Raw genomic sequence first — 16,249 nt, forward strand, 5'->3', positions numbered from 1 at the left:
TAACAGATGATCTGCCTCGTCGAGTACGAGAACCTGGACGTCTGCGGTGGACAGGGCTCCCGTCCGGATCAGATCGGTCAGACGACCCGGGGTGCCCACCGCGATGTCAACCGGCGCCACCAGGGTCCTGCGGTCCTTGGACAGCGGTTGACCGCCGACGAACGTGGCGACGCGGAGTCCGGCACCCGCGCCGACCTCGGCGAGGACCTCGGCGTTCTGCACCGCCAGCTCGCGGGTCGGGGCGACGACGACGGCACGCGGCCGGAGCGGCAGACTCGGGGCCCCGGCCAACCGGTGTGCCACGGCGATCGCGAACACCAGGGTCTTCCCGGAGCCCGTCGGCGCGACCGCGAGCAGATCGCGGTCCGCCACCGCGTCCTCGAGCGCCACGGTCTGGATCGCGCTCGCCGGACCGTCGACGACGGTGGAGACGGCGTGTCTGACCGGAACCGCAACGCCGAGCGCGGCGAGAAGACGGCCCAGATCGGTCTGAGCCGACCCGGTCAGACCTGCACCTCCGTACGATCGCCGCTCCACAGTGTGTGGAAGCTGCCCTCGCGGTCGGTCCGCAGGTAGGTGTGGGCGCCGAAGAAGTCGCGCTGGCCCTGGATGAGCGCGGCGGGTAGTCGTTCGGTCCGGAGTCCGTCGTAGTAGGCCAGGGCCGCGGAGAACCCGGGCGCCGGTATCCCCGCGGTGACCGCTGTGGTGACGACGCGTCGCCAGCTGTCGACACAGTCGGCGAGGGCCTCGGCGAAATACGGGGCGGCCAGGAGGGTCGGGAGCTCGGCGTTCTCCGCGTAGGCCTCGCGGATGCGGTCGAGGAAGGTGGCGCGGATGATGCACCCACCTCGCCAGATCGTGGCCAGGTCACCCCGCGCCACATCCCAACCGTATTCGGCGGTGGCGGCAGTGATCTGATCGAATCCCTGGGCGTAGGCGATGACCTTGGACGCGTAGAGCGCCCGTCGGACGTCTTCGATGAATTCGGGGCCGGTCCCGCTCGGGGTCGACACCGCGCCGGAGGGCAGCGCCCGGCCTGCCTCGCGCTGCGGTACCGAACTGGACAGCGCGCGCGCGAAGACGGCCTCCGCGATACCGGTCACCGGGACGCCCAGATCGAGGGCGGACTTGACCGTCCACCGGCCGGTCCCCTTCTGGCCCGCACGGTCGACGATCACGTCGACCAGGGGATACCCGGTCTCGGCGTCCACCTGGGCGAGCACCTCGGCGGTGATCTCGATGAGGTAGGAGTCGAGCTCGCCGGTGTTCCACTCGCGGAACACCTCGGCCATGGCCGCCGGTTCGATCCCGGCCACGCCGCGGAGGAGGTGGTACGCCTCGCCGATGAGCTGCATGTCCGAGTATTCGATCCCGTTGTGCACCATCTTCACGAAGTGGCCCGAGCCGTCCTCGCCGATGTGGGTGCAGCACGCGGTCCCGTCGACCTTGGCGGAGATGTCCTCGAGCATGGGCCCGACGACCTCGTAGCTGGAGGCCGGGCCACCCGGCATGATGGACGGGCCCTCCAGGGCGCCCTCCTCACCACCGGAGATCCCGGCTCCGATGAACCGGATCCCGCGGTCGGCCATCGCCTTCTCCCGGCGGATGGTGTCGGTGAAGAGGGAGTTGCCCCCATCGATGATGATGTCGCCCTCGTCGAACGCCTCGGCGAGGGCCTCGATCACCGCGTCGGTGGGTGCTCCGGCCTGAACCATGACGAGCGCTCGACGCGGAGACCGCAGCGCGGCGGCGAACTCCTCGATGGTCTCGGTGCGGACGAAGTCCCCGTCCCCGCCGTGCTCGTCCAGGAGGGCGTCGGTCTTGCCGGCGGAGCGGTTGTGAACGGCGACCGTGTATCCGTGGCGGGCGAAGTTCCGGGCGATGTTCGAGCCCATCACCGCGAGTCCGGTGACTCCGATGTCGGCAGTCCCGTTGGTGTCTGAGGTCGGCTGCGCGTCCTCGCGCTCAGTACTCATGAGTCCCAGAGTAGTCCACGGATTCGCGGGCAGTGGACCTGCATCGATGGGGGAGAGGGGGCGGTCGGCGGGCGTGTGTGAACCTGAGTGTTTGCTGACAGATCAGTGGTGCACTGAGTGCAACGATTGCCGGAACCGGTCCCAAACCCTTGGTTGGGAGAGGTGGTGTGTTGTATCACTTATTACCGGGCCGGGACACCGGTGCACCCGCGGAACGGGGGGAAACGCGCCGCGGGGTGGCGCCGGTCTGTAGGCGGCCCGGGTGAGAAGTGATCCTTGAGGGGGAAGCAGCAGACATGACCAGCTCCATGCTGCCCACACAGATCGTGGGTACGCGCACGGTGTTCAACGACACGGTCGAGGTGCTCGCCGGATTCAGACCGGGATACCCGAAGTTCTACTCGATCGCGGACCTCGGTACCCAGTCCCGCCGCCGGTGGGTTCCGCTGGAGCGGGCGGTGGACGGCGGACGTGTCGAGACGATGTTCCGCAACTACTTCGCAGAATCCGGGGACATCCGCTTCTCGACGTATCTCGTCGCGGACGCGTTCGCCCACGGGGTGATCGGCCGGGCGGTCGCGAGCTTCGTCACCATCGGCCGGGTGTGGGACACGGGTGCGGAGAACCTCGCGGTCCGCACCGACATCGAAGGGGGACTCGACTGGGCGGGTGTCCGGGACACCACGTTGCGTCTCCTCTGCGACGACCCGTCCGCGGGTTCGCCGGGGACCGTGGTCCTGCCGTGCGAGCAGGCGCTCGCCCAGTGGCTCGCCTGCCGTTCACGGATGACCCTGAGCCCGGTGTTCGACGACCTCTCCCGTGTGAGCAACTGCAGTGTCGACACCCTGTGGTCGGTGGTCGGGGAATGCGTCCTGGGCGCCGCGACCATCGTCCCGACCTTCGCCGACACGAGTTCCGAGACCGGATACCGCCGCGGGCAACTCGTCCTGCAGGCCTTACACGACTCGGGTCTGGCGGTACGCAGGCGTAGTGCCCTTCCGCGCACGCCCGGATCGGGGCCGATCCCGGTGCGCGACAGGGGTTGGCGCTCGGTCCGCTGACCGCGCCCGACTCCGCTCGGTGGACGCGGAGGCGCGGTAGCGTCGGTACTCGGATCGCCCGGAGGGCCCGGGCCGGGAGAAGAGGGTCGATGTCCGACGAGGTCGAGAACGAGTTCATCCAACTGATCCGGGGACAGTCCGGAGCCGGTTTCGGCGGCGGCATCGGAATGGACTACCTGGAGATCACCCCCGACAGGGTCGTGGTCTCGGTGGACGTCGGACCGCACCTGCACCAGCCCTACGGGATCGTCCACGGCGGCGTCTACTGTGCCATCGCCGAGGAGGTCGCGAGTGTGGCGGGCGCGGTGTGGCTCGGCGGTGAGGGAAAAGTGGTCGGGGTCAACAACTCGACCGATTTCCTGCGGGCCGTTACCGAGGGAACGCTCACGGCTACCGGTACCCCCGTGCACCGGGGTCGCAGCCAGCAACTCTGGCGTGTCGAGATCACCGGTGACGACGGTCGGACCGCAGCCGTGGGTCAGGTCCGACTCGCGAACCTCCAGTAGGCGCCGCCCCGGGACGCGGTGCCCAGGACGGCCCGGGGGGTGGGCGACGACGGGGACGGGCTACGACGAGCGCCCGACGGAATCCCGCCGGGCGCTCGTCGCTCTACCGTGTGATTCGGTGGAGCGGTCTGGATGGTCGTCCCTCAGTCGCCGATCGACGTGGTCTCCACAGTCCGGTCGCGGGCCTCCTCCGCCGACCGGGCCTTCTCGTGGGCCGCCACCCGCTCGATGGCCTGTCGACCGTAGACCCACTGTTGCGTGGAGGTCAGCTGGGAGCGGTGGTCGCCGCCCATGTGCATTCCCCAGGAGAACATGGTGGTCAAGCGGTTCTTGAATCCGATGAGGTACGCGAGGTGCACCACGAGCCACATCACCCAGGCGATGAAGCCGGAGATCTCCAGCTTGCCCACCTTCACCACCGCGCTGTAGCGCGACACTGTGGCCATGGAGCCCTTGTCGAAGTACTTGAACGGTGGCCGCTCGGCGGGGGACTTGCCCTTCTCGACCTCGGCCGTGATCTGCTTCGCGGCGTACTTGCCGCCCTGGATCGCGACCTGCGCGACGCCGGGGAGCTTGTCGAGACTCATCATGTCGCCGACCACGAAGATCTCGGGGTGCCCGGGCAGCGAGAGATCCTTCTGCACCAGGACGCGTCCCGCGCGATCGATCTCGGCCTCGGTCTGGTCGGCGAGCATCTTGCCGAGCGTGCTGGCCTGGACGCCCGCGGACCAGATCTTGCAGGTGGCGTCGATCCGGCGGACCGAGCCGTCCGGATCCTTCACCTCGATCCCGCGCTGGTCCACGTCGGTGACCATGGCGTTGAGCTGGATCTCGACACCCATCTTCTCGAGCCGGGCCCGGGCCGCGTTGCCCAGCTTGTTGCCGAACGGCGGGAGGACCGCGGGGGCCGCGTCCAGGAGGATGACCCGGGCGGAGGCGGGATCGATACGGCGGAAGGTGTTCTTCAGGGTGTGCTGGGCCAGCTCCGCGACCTGCCCGGCCATCTCGACACCGGTCGGTCCCGCGCCCACGATGATGAACGTCAGGAGGCGGCGGCGCTCCTCGTCGTCCTCGGTGACCTCCGCCTGTTCGAAGCATCCGAGGATCCGGCTGCGCAGCTCCAGGGCGTCGTCCACGGTCTTCATGCCGGGGGCCCAGCGCTCGAAGTGATCGTTGCCGAAGTACGACTGGTTGGCGCCGGCGGCCACGATGAGGCTGTCGTACTCGAGGTCGAAGCGGATGTGGCCGGCGGAGGCGAACACGGTCTTGGAGGCGACGTCGATCTTGTTGACGTCCCCGAGGATGCAGGTGACGTTCTTCTGGTCGCGCAGGATGAGCCGGGTGGGCGGGGCGATCTCGCCTACCGAGAGGATCCCGGTCGCCACCTGGTAGAGCAGGGGCTGGAAGAGGTGGTGCCCGGTCTTGGCGACCAGGGTCACGTCCACGTCCGCCTTCTTCAGTTGCTGGGCCGCGAACAGCCCGCCGAAGCCGGACCCGATGATGACGACGCGGTGCCGGCGTCCGGCCGGTGCAGTGGCGGTGACCTGGTCGTGTGCGGGCTCGGTCATGGCGGCTCCTGGTGAAGGTGAGGCTGTCGTGGTGAGCGCGGGGGCTCGCCGTTCGGGTCCCCGGGCGGGTCACGCGCGGGCACGAGTCCCCAGGGTAGTGGTATGCGGTTGCCGGTGCACACGTAGTGGGCTCGTCACGGTGAACGGTCCCCCCGTCGCGCCTGACCCGCCCGAGCCAAGGGCGGCGGTACCGTCCCACTGACGACACCCCTGAGGAGGGACCCGGTGGTCAGACTCGAACCGCAGACCGTCGACCTCGATCGTTGGCCCGCGCTCGCGGAGCCCGACGGAGTGGGCGGCCAGGCCGCGGGGGAGGTCGCCCAGGCACTGAGGCGGTCGACCAGGGAGCTCGGTCTGAGGATCGACTACCCGGACTCGACGGCGGCGGGCGAGTACGACGCCCCGGTCCGCATGGTCCTCCGAGACCCCGAGCGCTTCTGGGCCCGCCTCGCGACAGCCGGGGTGCTCGGCCTGGGGGAGTCCTACATGGCCGGTGAGTGGACGACCATCGACCTCGGCGCGGCCATCGGGGTCCTCGGTCCCTGGATCGCCGGGAACTCCGACTGCGCCCACCCGGGTGAACGAGCCTATGGGCGCGACGGTCGCGGGACCCCCGGTGGGGGGCGCAGGCGCGGGGGGCCGGTGGGCGTTGAGCTCGAGGATTCCGTCCCCGGTGCGCTCACCTCCCTCTACACCGACGAGACGATGTCGACGACGGGCGCGGTGTTCGCCTCAGGAGCACGTACCCGCGCACGGATGGAGGACGGAACCGACGTGGTCCACCTGGAGTCCCCGGCGTCGCCCCCTCGACGCAACGATCTGGGGGACGCCCAGCGGCGGTCGGTCGACACGCTCCTCACCCTGGCGGGTGTCGGCACCGGTTCGCGGGTCCTCGTGGCCACGCCGGGGTGGGGTGAGTTACCGATGCGGGCCGCCGAGCGCGGCGCACACGTACGGACCATGACCGCCTCGACCGAGCGGCTGTCCGCCCTCGGGTCGAGATTCGCCGCGGCGGGGCTCGACGACGAGATCACCCTCTTCCTGGGTGGGCCGGTGGACGCGCGCGGGAAGGTCGACGCCGTGGTCGCGGCCGACCCCGGGGTCACGGCGGGTGTCGCCGGCTACGCGGAGGTGCTGGACACGGCCGAGAGGGTCCTGGCGGATGGCGGCAGACTCGCGATCGCGGCGGTGGTGTCCGCGGAGCGCCCCAGGCCAGCGGTCGTCGAACTCGCCGCGTGGGGCTCGCGCTATGTCTCCGAGGCGGGCCCCGTGGTGTCCTGGTCGGAACTGGTCGCGGCCATCGACCGCTCTCCGCGGCTGCGTCTGCTGGGGCGGATCGAGGCGACGTCTCACCACGCCGAGACGGTGAGGTTGTGGTCCGAGACGTTCGCCCACCGGGGGCGGGACGCGGCGGCACTGGGGTTCGACGCCGTGTACCGGCGGATGTGGGCGTTCCACCTCGCTTCGCTCGACGCCGGATTGCGTAATGGTTGGCTCGAATCGGTCCAGGTGGTCGCCACGGCGAAAAGCACCCTGAACCTCCGTGACGGTCCGCCGACGTCCTAGGGTTCGTCCATGAGCAACTTTCTCACCCCGATCGCGATCTGGTTCGGACGTCAGGACGCCACGCGGGAGAACTCCCATCTCGTGGTGACCGTCGACAAGTGGATGAACAGGATCTCCGGTGGCCGCGTCCCGCTGCTCCGGGTGGCGGGGCTACCCACGCTCACGTTGCACGTCCCGGGCAGGAAGTCCGGTGAGCGGCGCGACACTCCGCTGCTGTTCGCATCGTGGCGCAACGGCGTGGTGGTCGTCGGCTCCAACTGGGGGGGCGAGAAGGCACCTGCGTGGGTGCACAACCTCCGTGCGGCGGGGGAGGGCGAGGTCGACGTGTCGGTCTACGGCGCCAGGCTCACCGTGGACGTGCGGGAGGTGGCCGAGGACGAGCGGGCCTCGGCCTGGGACGCCGCCGTGAAGGTGTGGCCGAACTACGAGATCTACGCCACCCGCACGACCAGGCACCTGCCGCTCTTCCACCTGACGCCCAGGCTCTGAGACGGATCAGCGGCGGGCGACCATGTTGAGCGCCGTGGCCGTCAGGACCGGTTCGTCGTCCTGGTTGACCAGCGTCACATCCGTGGTGAGCACCCCGCGGTCCGGCTTGCTCCTGGAGGGGCGGACACCGGTCGTCTCGCAGATCAGGGTGAGCCGGTCGCCCGGGCGCAGCGGCCGGACCCAGCGGAGCTCGTCGATCCCGGGGGACGCCAGGCTCGCGACAGCGGTGAGGTAGTTGTCGGCGAACAGGCGCATCATGAGCGCTGCGGTCTGCCAACCGCTCGCGATCAGCCCTCCGAACGGGCCGTGAGCGGCCGCCTCGGGATCAGTGTGGATGCTCTGCGGGTCGTACCTGCGGGCGAACTCCATGATCTCTTCGGCGCCCACCGACTCCTCACCGAAACGGTACGTGCGTCCTTCCAGGTAGTCGTCGAGGTACCTGTCGTCGACAGGCGTGTCGAAGGTGTCGTACTGCTCGGCGGTCATCTGTCACTCCTGGGCGCGGGGTCGGGCTCGTGCTTCCGTTTCAGAGTCAACCGCACGCGGGTGACGGTGGGTGCCGATTCACGGTCGGACCCCTCATCACGTGGTAGTCAGTTAGTGACAGTTCACCCGATGGGAGGCAGGCGTGGCGTACTTCGAGCGACTCGGTGACCGACGGTTCCACCCCACCTCACACGCCACCGGGGCGTGGGATCCGGCGGTGCAGCATATCGGCCCGTCATTCGGGCTGCTCGTGCACGAGGTGGAGGGTGACCTGCGACGTCGGCGGGACGATCCCATGGTGATCTCGCGCCTGACCTACGAGATCCTCGGCACCGTGCCCATGGACCCGGTCGCGGTGGACGTGCAGGTACTCAGACCGGGGCGCACGATCGAACTCGTGGAGGCCACATACGGAATCGCGGATCGCGTGGGAGTCCGCCTGCGCGCCTGGCTACAGCAACCGAGAGACACCACGGAGATCGAGGGCGTCGGCCTCGACCCGATCCCGGGGCCGTCCGACATGGCGCAGTGGGACCCCACCTCGGTCTGGCAGGGCGGGTACCTGGCGTCCGCGGAGGTCCGCCGGGACTCGGTCGGGCCGGGGAGGGCTCGGTACTGGGTGCGTACCGAGGTCCCGCTGGTCGCACGGGAGTCGGTGGGCAGCCTGGCCCGGTCGGCAGGGCTGTTCGACATCGCCAACGGAATGGCGATCCGCGCGGCTCCCGAGGACGTGCAGTTCCCCAACATCGACCTCACCGCCCACCTCTTCCGCGAGCCACGCGGGGAGTGGGTCGGGTTCGACACCCGGGTGAGTTTCGGTCCGGGCGGGCTCGGGCTCACCTCGAGCGTCCTGCACGACCAATCGGGTCCGATCGGCACCCTCTCGCAGACCCTCACCATCCGCCCCGTCGCCCCGGGACAGTGAGCTCGGCCGAGAGGTGTGGTCTCGGGGGGCGCACTGGGCCATACTCGGGGGAGTCATACACGACTACTCACGAAACGGAGTGTGTGAGAAGCCCTGATGGGTACCCCCTCTGGAAGGACCGGGTCGACCGACGACCCGGGACCTAGTCGCCCTCATCCTCTTTCTCAGATCCACGGCACTCGAGTGCCGACACGGCGTCCCCCGAGGGGGGAGGCGGCTCCGTGGTCATGACCCTTCTGATGTTGTTGCTGGGAATCCTCGCGATCCTGGCCATCATCGCCGCGAACGGCTACTTCGTGGCCCAGGAATTCGCCTACATGTCCGTGGACAGGAACAGGCTCAAAGCACTGTCCGAGGCGGGAGACGTCGCAGCGCAGCGGGCACTGAGGGTCACGCAACGGACGTCCTTCATGCTGTCGGGCGCCCAGTTGGGTATCACTGTCACCGGCCTGCTGGTCGGGTACGTGGCCGAACCGCTGGTCGGCGAATCGCTGGGGACCCTCCTGGGCGGGATCGGAGTTCCCGCGGCGGTCAGCGTCACGGTGGGCACCGTCCTGGCGTTGGTGGCCGCGACCGTGGTGCAGATGATCTTCGGTGAGCTCTATCCCAAGAACCTGGCTATCGCCAGCCCGGAGCCCCTGGCCCGCGGTCTGGCGCGGTCCACCACCATCTACCTGACCGTGTTCGGCTGGCTCATCGTGGTGTTCGACCGGGCAGCGAACCTGCTGCTCAGGGTGGTCGGGGTCACGCCCGTCCACGATCTGGACTCCACGGCCACCTCCGAGGATCTCGAGCGGATCGTGGCGGACGCGCGGGACAGCGGCGATCTTCCCGAGAACCTGTCCGTTCTCATCGACCGGATCCTGGACTTCCCGGAGCGCACTGTGGAGCACGCGATGGTCCCGCGGCCCCAGACCAGCGTGGTGGGTCCGGATGACACGGTCGCAGAGGTCCGGGCATTGATGGCCTCGGGGCACACGAGGTATCCGGTGGTCTCAGAGAGTCTGGAGCCGCTGGGGGTCGTTCAGCTGGCCGATCTCCTCCGTCGGGGTGTGCAGGGCGACCTACCGGTCTCGGAGATCATGCGACCACCGGTGGTCCTGCCCTCGTTGATGTCCCTGCCCCACGCGTTGTCGACGCTGACCCGGTCTAAGACGCAGCTCGCGGCGGTGGTCGACGAGTACGGAGGATTCGCGGGCGTGTTGACGATCGAAGACCTGTCCGAGGAGCTCGTAGGGGAGTTGACCGACGAACACGACACCGAACCCGAGTCGGTCATCGCGGTCGTGGACGAGGGAATCTGGCGGATGGACGGTGACGTCCACGTCGACGAGGCCGAGAGGGCGCTCGGTCATGAGCTTCCCCACGGAGATTTCGAGACCATGGCGGGGTTGACCATCTCCGCTCACGGCGAGCTCCCGGAGGTGGGTCAGACCGTGCGGGTGGAACTGCCGATCGAGCCCCGGGAACTGATCGCCGAGAAGCCGATTCAGTTCGCCCTGGAGATCGAGGTCCTCGAGGTGGCCCGGCTGGTACCCGGCGAACTGCTGGTCCGGTTGGTGGACTCCCAGGAGGAGCACTCCGGGCGTCCCGGTGACGACGGGCAGCGCGAGTCGGGACAGGGGGAGGAGCTGTGATGGACAATCCGGTCGTCGTCGTCGCGATCACCGCGGCGTTGATCGTCCTGAGCGCCTTCTTCGTGGTGATCGAGTTCGCGCTGCTGGGAGCTCGTCAACACCGGCTCGAGAAGGACGCGGAGAGGAGCGCTTCGGCGCGGGCCGCCCTGCGGGGGATCAACGAGCTGACGGTCATGCTCGCGGGCGCCCAGTTGGGGATCACCGCCTGCACCTTCGCACTGGGCGCGGTCACCAAGCCGGCCGTCGACGCCTGGCTCGGACCTGTCCTCGCCTCCCTGGGAGCGCCGGTGCAGGTGGCCGGAGGCGCCGCGTTCGCGCTGTCACTGCTGTTCGTGACCTTCCTCCACCTGGTGGTGGGGGAGATGGCACCCAAGTCGTGGGCCATCGCGCACCCGGAGTTCTCCGCCAAGTTCATCGGGATTCCCTCCCGGGGCTTCATCTGGGTCTTCCGGCCGCTCCTTCGGTGGGTGAACGCGGTCGCCAATCGTCTGGTCTCCGCCAGTGGTGTCACGCCGGTCGAGCGGGCCGCGGTGGGAGGTCAGGATGCCGCTACGATCCGGCAGCTCGTCGAGCACTCGGCGTCGGTCGGTGCCCTGGACGAGACGTTCAGTTCCCCACTGACCGGAGCGCTCGGCCTCGATCAGCTGACGGTGGGGTCACTCGTCGACACCGACAAATCACCCACCGCGGTGGCCGCGGATGCCACCGTGGCGCAGGTCCAGGAGGCCGCGGCTCGAACGGGACACATGCGCATCCTCCTCCTCGACGGGAATTCCACTCCGGAGGTGGTGCATGTGCGCGACACGCTGCTGGAGCAGGAGGGCCACCCGGCGCGGGAACTGGCCAGACCGGTCATGCTGCTGGACACCCAGACGCCGGTATACGAGGCGCTCGCGGTGTCGCGGGAGCGGAGCGAGCAACTCGCCGCGGTGATGGACCAGGACAGGTTCGTCGGCGTGATCACGATCTCCGACATCCTGAGGCACATCCTGCCCGAGGGGGCCGGTTCCGTCGGATGACGCGGCGGACTCTCTCCGTGCTCAGAATTGACGCAGGTAGCACCGCATCCCGGAACCGGTATCCGGGTCGAGGTCTGAGAAGCCGTGACGTTCGTAGAACCGGCGGGCGCCGAGGTCGTCCGAGTCCACGTTGATGAGTATCTCCTCGCACCCGCGCCGACGGACTTCGGACACCGACCGGTGCAGGACCGCGGTTCCGATGCCGGCCGCTCGGAGGTCCGGACGAACGTAGAGGTCTTCGAGTTGGGCGAGGGGACCGTCCCAATAGGGGGTCGGGCGGAGGGTGAGGAACGCGAAGCCGACGTCGGTGCCGACCTCGCGGCCGTGGGTGAGTCCGGCGACGACGGCGAGGACGTCCTCACGATCGAGGAGTCGCTCGAATCGCCCTGCCGCCTCGGTCGCGCTCGGCGTGGCGCAGTCGAACTCGGTGTTGAAGTCGTGGAGCAGATGCCCGAGCGACGTCGCATCCTCCGGCGTCGCCACGCGGACATCCGCCTGCACGGCGGGACGGTCAGACGTCGGCGTACCCGAGGGGCAATTTTTCTCGAGGAGGCTCTTGAGCCGATCCAGGTCGGCTGCCACGGTGGCGGTGTCCTGCTCGAACTCGTCGTCGTCGTCGGTGAGCTGACGGACGGTCATGATCACTTCCGCCCCGTGGGGGTGGGGTACGACTCGGAGCGGATTGTGGACCGTCGCGCCGTCGGGCAGGGTGACCTCGTGGTCCAGGACCCCGAAGTCGTTCCTGGGGACGAATCGGACGCTCACCCTCCCCATCGGGGAGTCGACGATCAGGGTGTCGCCATCGACGGAGGCCTCCGCGGTGGCCAGTCCCGACGCCCAGGTGACGAGCTTCGCGTGATCGGAGGCGAAGTCGTAGACGTCCGCCGGAGAGCGGTGGATCACCGTGCTGACGTGTCTCGTGCGCATGCCGTCAGTGTCCGTCACGCCCCGGCATCACGCCAGGAATCCGGCACCAGGCATTCGGCACAAAGAGACCGGCGCCAGGGGGACTGACACCACGGAACCGCCCAGATGATCAGCTCAGGCGGTCGGCGGATCGGTGTGGCTGCCCTGTCCCTCGATGCTGGTGACGGTGGTGAGCAGGAAGACCGAATCCTCGAGGGCCCTGACGGCGTGCCGGTGATGGGTGAGGGTGTGGAGCTCGCCGGCCCCGATGTCGACCGTGGACTCGCCGGTCACCTGCACTGCCCCTCGAAGCAGGTAGAGGCTCGCTGCCGGGGGAGAATTGTGCTCCTCGAGCTCGGTGCCCGCCGTCAAGGCCAGCAGCGACTGGCGGAGAGGGCCTTCGCGGACGAGGATCTCGGCGTGTCGGCCGTGCGGGGCGTCCGCAGCTCGGGCGAGGATGCGATCAGCGGTGTCGGTCACGTTGGTCATAGCGCGTATCACCGTCTTCCAGGGTTGACCTCGACGCTACGCGCCTTCGGCTGGTTTCGATCCGTTCCCGCTGCCCCGGCAGGCAACCCTGTGCGGCCGGCCAGCGACCGACGTGGGTTCGACGGTGTCTCCGTTACCCAGCCTGCGAGACTGGTGCTGGACCCCGGTAGGTTGGCGGTCCTGCTCCGAGGTGTTGTCGAGTGGGAAGTGGAGGGCCGGTGGGTATCGCCCTGACAGTGGTCGGATTGCTGATCATCGCGTTCGGATTGGTGGACATGTTCCGTGCCCTGTTGCACCCGCGCGGGGAAGGGGCCCTCAGCAACGCGGTGATCTCGACACTCTGGGCGTCGTCGCGGCGACTCGGTCATCGACTCGGTTCCGCAGTCGGCCCCGCGGGAATGGTGATCACAGTCCTGGTCTGGGTGCTGTTGCAGGGGCTGGGCTGGGCGCTGATCTACCTGCCCCACGTTCCCGGGGGTTTCACCTACGATTCGGGTATCGATCCCGGCCGCTACCCCGATCTCATCGAGGCCCTGTACGTCTCGTTCGTGACCCTGGCGACCCTGGGATTCGGGGACATGGTCGCCACCGAGCCCTTCATCCGAGCACTCGCTCCGCTGGAGGCGCTGGTGGGATTCGCCGTGCTGACAGCTGCGCTCACGTGGTTCATGCAGATATACCCGCCGCTCACCCGTCGCAGGGCGCTGGCGTTGCGACTCCACGGACTGGCGGAAGCCGGAGTCGCCGGCTCGATGTCCGACCTTCCCTCGGACACGGTCACCCGGGTACTGGACCAGCTCGCCATGGATATCGACATCGTGTGCGTGGATATGACCCAACACTCGGAGACGTACTACTTCCACGACGAGGACCCGGGACAGTCGTTGTCGCGCCAGATCTACTACGCACTGGAGCTGAGGGACGCGGCGGCAGCGAACGCGGGCGAGGAGACGGGATTCGCGACAGCGATGCTCTCGACATCCCTGGAGAACATGGCGGAGACTCTCCGGGGATTCGTCCGAGTGGGGGACGAGGCGGACCTCCAGCAGGTGTTCCGGGCCTACGCCGCGGACCACGCGCGGAGCGCTCGCGACTGAGCCAGTCGGCGGTGGCACGCCGTTTCGCGGGCGACCGTGACGGTGTCGTCACCGTCCGGTTCGTCGTCGCGTCGTGTCGCCGCCTCAGGCCTGGGATTTCGGGCCGACGAGGCGAGGGGTCAACCAGTCAGGTGCGCGATCCGGGTTCCGCCGTAGTTCGACGATGAGGTCCTCGGCATAGGAGACCAGTCCGGGCGCATCGATCCCGTGAGGTGCCGGGTCGTCCTGGCTACCGATACGGTCGGCCGCACGCTCGAGTAGTGCGAGGGCGCCCGTGGTGTTGCGGCGCTGGATGTGGGTGATGCCTACTGCCAGTTGGGCGAGGCCCTGCCAGAGCTCGCGCTCGTCGGCGGGGGAGCTCTTCCACGCGCCTTCCAGCACTTCGTGCGCATTGAAGGCGAGGCCACGGTCCAGCAGATCCTGCGCCCACGCCAGCGATTCGGCGGGGGGCAGGTCAAGGTCTTCGGGAACGCGCTCGACGCCGACGCTCCCCGGTGGCAGGGGTCGGCCGAGTTCGTCACGGGGACGCGCGTTGCGCGCGCGGCCGTCCTCGTCACGATCACGGTCGATGCCGTCCGGAGTGCGCATACCTCGATGGTCCCATTCGTCGTCGCCGGTCTGCCACGGACCCGGGCACCGGGCCCCCATCGTGACACTTCGCGCGCGCCCTGTCCTCCGCTCACTCCGTAGGCTTATCCCATGACGTTGCATCATGTTCGACGCGGAGAGGGCAGTCCACTACTGCTCGTGCACGGCCTCGGCGCGGGGTGGCGATCGTGGGAGCCCATCATCGACGATCTGGCCGCGAGTCGCGAGATCATCGCGGTCGACCTGCCTGGTTTCGGCGAGTCCCCACCGCTGGATGGCGAGGTGTCCATCGCGACGTTGGCCGACGCGGTTGCCCGGTTCATCGAGGAGTCGGGTCTGGACGGGGTCTCCACGGCTGGTCAGTCGATGGGTGGGCGGATCGTGCTCGAGCTGGCCCGGCGCGGCGTCGGTGGTGACACCGTGGCGTTGGATCCCGGTGGATTCTGGAGCGATCGTGAGCTGGCGATGTTCAGCGCCACCCTGCGACCGTCGATCGCCCTGGTCAGCGCCGTGAGAGGAGCGCTGCCGGTCCTCCTGGGAAATCCGGTGAGTCGGACCGCCCTGCTGGCGCAGCTCTCCGTGCGCCCGTGGGCCCTGTCAGCGCAGACCGTGCTACCCGACGTGGCCGGGTTGGCCGATGCCCCGGCGACGGGCGCGGCGATGGACGCGCTGACGAAGGGTCCGAAACAGCAGGGCGCCCCCGCGGGCACGGTCCCGGGACGGGTCACCATCGGGTGGGGGCGTCGCGATCTGGTGACACTTCCGGCCCAGGCCCAGCGAGCCGCCCGCGCGTTCCCCGACGCAACGCTGCACTGGTTCGATCGGTGCGGCCACTTCCCGCAATGGGACGCGCCCCGGGAAGCGGTTCGGCTCATCCTGGACCGGACCAGCTGACTCGGCGGGTTCCACTCGAGTGTGGTGGTGGCCACCGTTGACGGTTGCGCCAGCGCGGTGCTCTGCCATCATGGGGTGATGATCCGTGTCCGCGAACACGGGAGTCCGCTGTCAACAGGGTGGAGCGGCCCACCGCGAGAAGTTGGCGGACAGGGCCGGGAGCTGAGGGGCAGGGCCGGACGATGACATCCCTCGCATCCGCCACGTGGCTGAGTTCGATGCTCAGAGTCCGCACTACGCTTCGTCGCGGGATGTGGATGACCGAACTGCGGATGAACGTGGACCCGGAGACCGTGTGGACGGTCATCACCGATGTGCAGTGTTGGCCGCGATGGGGGCCCACCGTCTCGGATGCCCGGGTCGACGGCGACTCCGGCTTGACGGCCGGTGCGCGGGGGACGGTCACGACCGTGGCGGGCCTGTCACTGCCGTTCGAGATCACCGACTTCGTGGATCGGCGGCTGTGGGCGTGGAGGGTGGCCGGAGTGAATGCGACCCGGCACGAGGTGATTGGAGTGCCGGGCGGCTGTGTCGTCAGCTTCGGGGCCCCGGTCTGGGCGGCGGGATACCTACCAGTGCTGGCTCTCGCGTTGCCGCGGATCGAACGGATTTCGGTCGAACGAGCTCGCTGAGACGGGTCGGCGTCGGTGGGGGCGTGGTGAGAGCACGAGGCCGTCAGTATCTGACCGATGGGCTGCCGAGATCCTCACGCACCAGGTCGGGGTTTCTGATGGGAAAGTTCGTTATCCGATTCTTCGTGGAGCGAAGGCTGGGAGAGCTTGTGACGGGCTGCGCGCGTGGTCACCGTCCGGCAAGCATTCAAGGTTGGTCAGCCGCCGGTCATCGTCACGACTACGCGCCTGGGAGCCATCGCCAAGATCAGCCGGTTTGATCTATGGCCGCAGCCACTAAGCCGGCGGCCGCCAGGGGTAAGTCCCGTGGAGTGGTGGGGTTTCGGGGCCGGGGTTCTGGCTGACGAGGGTGTGGCGGTCCGCTGCGGAGGGCGGGCCATCGCGTAGTGGTCAATGAGTTACCGCCAAGT

General features: G+C 68.7%; 17 protein-coding genes. 10 read left to right on the forward strand and 7 right to left on the reverse strand.

The window, feature by feature from the left end; all coding sequences use genetic code 11:
- On the reverse strand, positions 1 to 537 hold a 537-nt coding region (locus G6027_RS02555), incomplete at its 3' end, for a DEAD/DEAH box helicase (protein ID WP_182635120.1).
- Positions 504 to 1,976: an NADP-dependent phosphogluconate dehydrogenase gene (gndA, locus tag G6027_RS02560; RefSeq protein WP_182635122.1), complete on the reverse strand. Its 1,473-nt coding sequence runs from the start codon at positions 1,974 to 1,976 to the stop codon at positions 504 to 506. The genes gndA and G6027_RS02555, both read right to left, overlap by 34 nt.
- Before the next feature lie 296 nt (positions 1,977 to 2,272).
- Here gndA and G6027_RS02565 point away from each other — a divergent pair, with 296 nt between their 5' ends.
- Both G6027_RS02565 and G6027_RS02570 read left to right on the forward strand, forming a co-directional pair.
- Positions 2,273 to 3,037 carry a hypothetical protein gene (locus G6027_RS02565; RefSeq protein ID WP_182635124.1) on the forward strand — a complete coding sequence of 255 codons (765 nt, stop codon included), beginning with the start codon at positions 2,273 to 2,275 and terminating at the stop codon, positions 3,035 to 3,037.
- An 89-nt stretch (positions 3,038 to 3,126) separates the two neighbouring features.
- Positions 3,127 to 3,543, forward strand: a complete 417-nt coding sequence (locus G6027_RS02570; protein ID WP_182635126.1) for a PaaI family thioesterase — start codon at positions 3,127 to 3,129, stop codon at positions 3,541 to 3,543.
- A gap of 143 nt (positions 3,544 to 3,686) precedes the next feature.
- Here G6027_RS02570 and G6027_RS02575 read toward each other — a convergent pair whose 3' ends face one another.
- Entirely contained in the window at positions 3,687 to 5,111 is a 1,425-nt protein-coding gene (locus G6027_RS02575) for an NAD(P)/FAD-dependent oxidoreductase (RefSeq protein ID WP_182635128.1), read from the reverse strand.
- A gap of 225 nt (positions 5,112 to 5,336) precedes the next feature.
- Here G6027_RS02575 and G6027_RS02580 point away from each other — a divergent pair, with 225 nt between their 5' ends.
- Together G6027_RS02580 and G6027_RS02585 are read left to right on the forward strand one after the other, a co-directional pair.
- Positions 5,337 to 6,677 carry a class I SAM-dependent methyltransferase gene (locus G6027_RS02580; RefSeq protein ID WP_182635130.1) on the forward strand — a complete coding sequence of 447 codons (1,341 nt, stop codon included), beginning with the start codon at positions 5,337 to 5,339 and terminating at the stop codon, positions 6,675 to 6,677.
- A 9-nt stretch (positions 6,678 to 6,686) separates the two neighbouring features.
- On the forward strand, positions 6,687 to 7,166 hold the full coding sequence (locus G6027_RS02585; RefSeq protein ID WP_182635132.1) for a nitroreductase family deazaflavin-dependent oxidoreductase: 480 nt from the start codon (positions 6,687 to 6,689) through the stop codon (positions 7,164 to 7,166).
- A 6-nt stretch (positions 7,167 to 7,172) separates the two neighbouring features.
- Here G6027_RS02585 and G6027_RS02590 read toward each other — a convergent pair whose 3' ends face one another.
- Entirely contained in the window at positions 7,173 to 7,652 is a 480-nt protein-coding gene (locus G6027_RS02590; RefSeq protein WP_182635133.1) for a MaoC family dehydratase, read from the reverse strand.
- A gap of 142 nt (positions 7,653 to 7,794) precedes the next feature.
- Here G6027_RS02590 and G6027_RS02595 point away from each other — a divergent pair, with 142 nt between their 5' ends.
- The 3 genes from G6027_RS02595 to G6027_RS02605 all read left to right on the forward strand — a co-directional run bounded on the left by G6027_RS02595 (position 7,795) and on the right by G6027_RS02605 (position 11,233).
- Positions 7,795 to 8,577: an acyl-CoA thioesterase domain-containing protein gene (locus tag G6027_RS02595; RefSeq protein ID WP_182635135.1), complete on the forward strand. Its 783-nt coding sequence runs from the start codon at positions 7,795 to 7,797 to the stop codon at positions 8,575 to 8,577.
- A 227-nt stretch (positions 8,578 to 8,804) separates the two neighbouring features.
- Positions 8,805 to 10,214: a hemolysin family protein gene (locus G6027_RS02600; RefSeq protein ID WP_187702525.1), complete on the forward strand. Its 1,410-nt coding sequence runs from the start codon at positions 8,805 to 8,807 to the stop codon at positions 10,212 to 10,214.
- Positions 10,214 to 11,233, forward strand: coding sequence for a CNNM domain-containing protein (locus tag G6027_RS02605; protein ID WP_182635144.1), 1,020 nt, complete (start codon positions 10,214 to 10,216; stop codon positions 11,231 to 11,233). The genes G6027_RS02600 and G6027_RS02605 overlap by 1 nt, the downstream gene beginning before the upstream one ends.
- A gap of 21 nt (positions 11,234 to 11,254) precedes the next feature.
- Here G6027_RS02605 and G6027_RS19420 read toward each other — a convergent pair whose 3' ends face one another.
- Entirely contained in the window at positions 11,255 to 12,160 is a 906-nt protein-coding gene (locus tag G6027_RS19420) for a GNAT family N-acetyltransferase (protein WP_182635146.1), read from the reverse strand.
- Positions 12,161 to 12,274: 114 nt separating this feature from the next.
- Positions 12,275 to 12,628 (reverse strand): cupin, encoded by a 354-nt coding sequence (locus tag G6027_RS02615; protein ID WP_182635148.1) that lies wholly within the window; start codon positions 12,626 to 12,628, stop codon positions 12,275 to 12,277.
- A gap of 218 nt (positions 12,629 to 12,846) precedes the next feature.
- Between G6027_RS02615 and G6027_RS02620 the strand changes: the two genes are divergently transcribed.
- Positions 12,847 to 13,725 carry a two pore domain potassium channel family protein gene (locus tag G6027_RS02620; protein ID WP_182635150.1) on the forward strand — a complete coding sequence of 293 codons (879 nt, stop codon included), beginning with the start codon at positions 12,847 to 12,849 and terminating at the stop codon, positions 13,723 to 13,725.
- Between the two features lie 84 nt (positions 13,726 to 13,809).
- On the opposite strand, the gene G6027_RS02625 is transcribed toward G6027_RS02620, so the two are convergent.
- Complete coding sequence (locus G6027_RS02625; RefSeq protein WP_182635152.1) at positions 13,810 to 14,313, reverse strand: DUF309 domain-containing protein; 504 nt, start codon at positions 14,311 to 14,313, stop codon at positions 13,810 to 13,812.
- A gap of 111 nt (positions 14,314 to 14,424) precedes the next feature.
- On the opposite strand from G6027_RS02625, the gene G6027_RS02630 reads away from it, so the two are divergent.
- Both G6027_RS02630 and G6027_RS02635 read left to right on the forward strand, forming a co-directional pair.
- Entirely contained in the window at positions 14,425 to 15,207 is a 783-nt protein-coding gene (locus G6027_RS02630; protein WP_182635154.1) for an alpha/beta fold hydrolase, read from the forward strand.
- A gap of 251 nt (positions 15,208 to 15,458) precedes the next feature.
- Complete coding sequence (locus G6027_RS02635; RefSeq protein ID WP_182635155.1) at positions 15,459 to 15,839, forward strand: SRPBCC family protein; 381 nt, start codon at positions 15,459 to 15,461, stop codon at positions 15,837 to 15,839.
- Positions 15,840 to 16,249: the final 410 nt, after the last annotated feature.

It is taken from the genome of Dietzia sp. SLG310A2-38A2 (assembly GCF_014145095.1).
Classification (GTDB): Bacteria; Actinomycetota; Actinomycetes; order Mycobacteriales; family Mycobacteriaceae; genus Dietzia.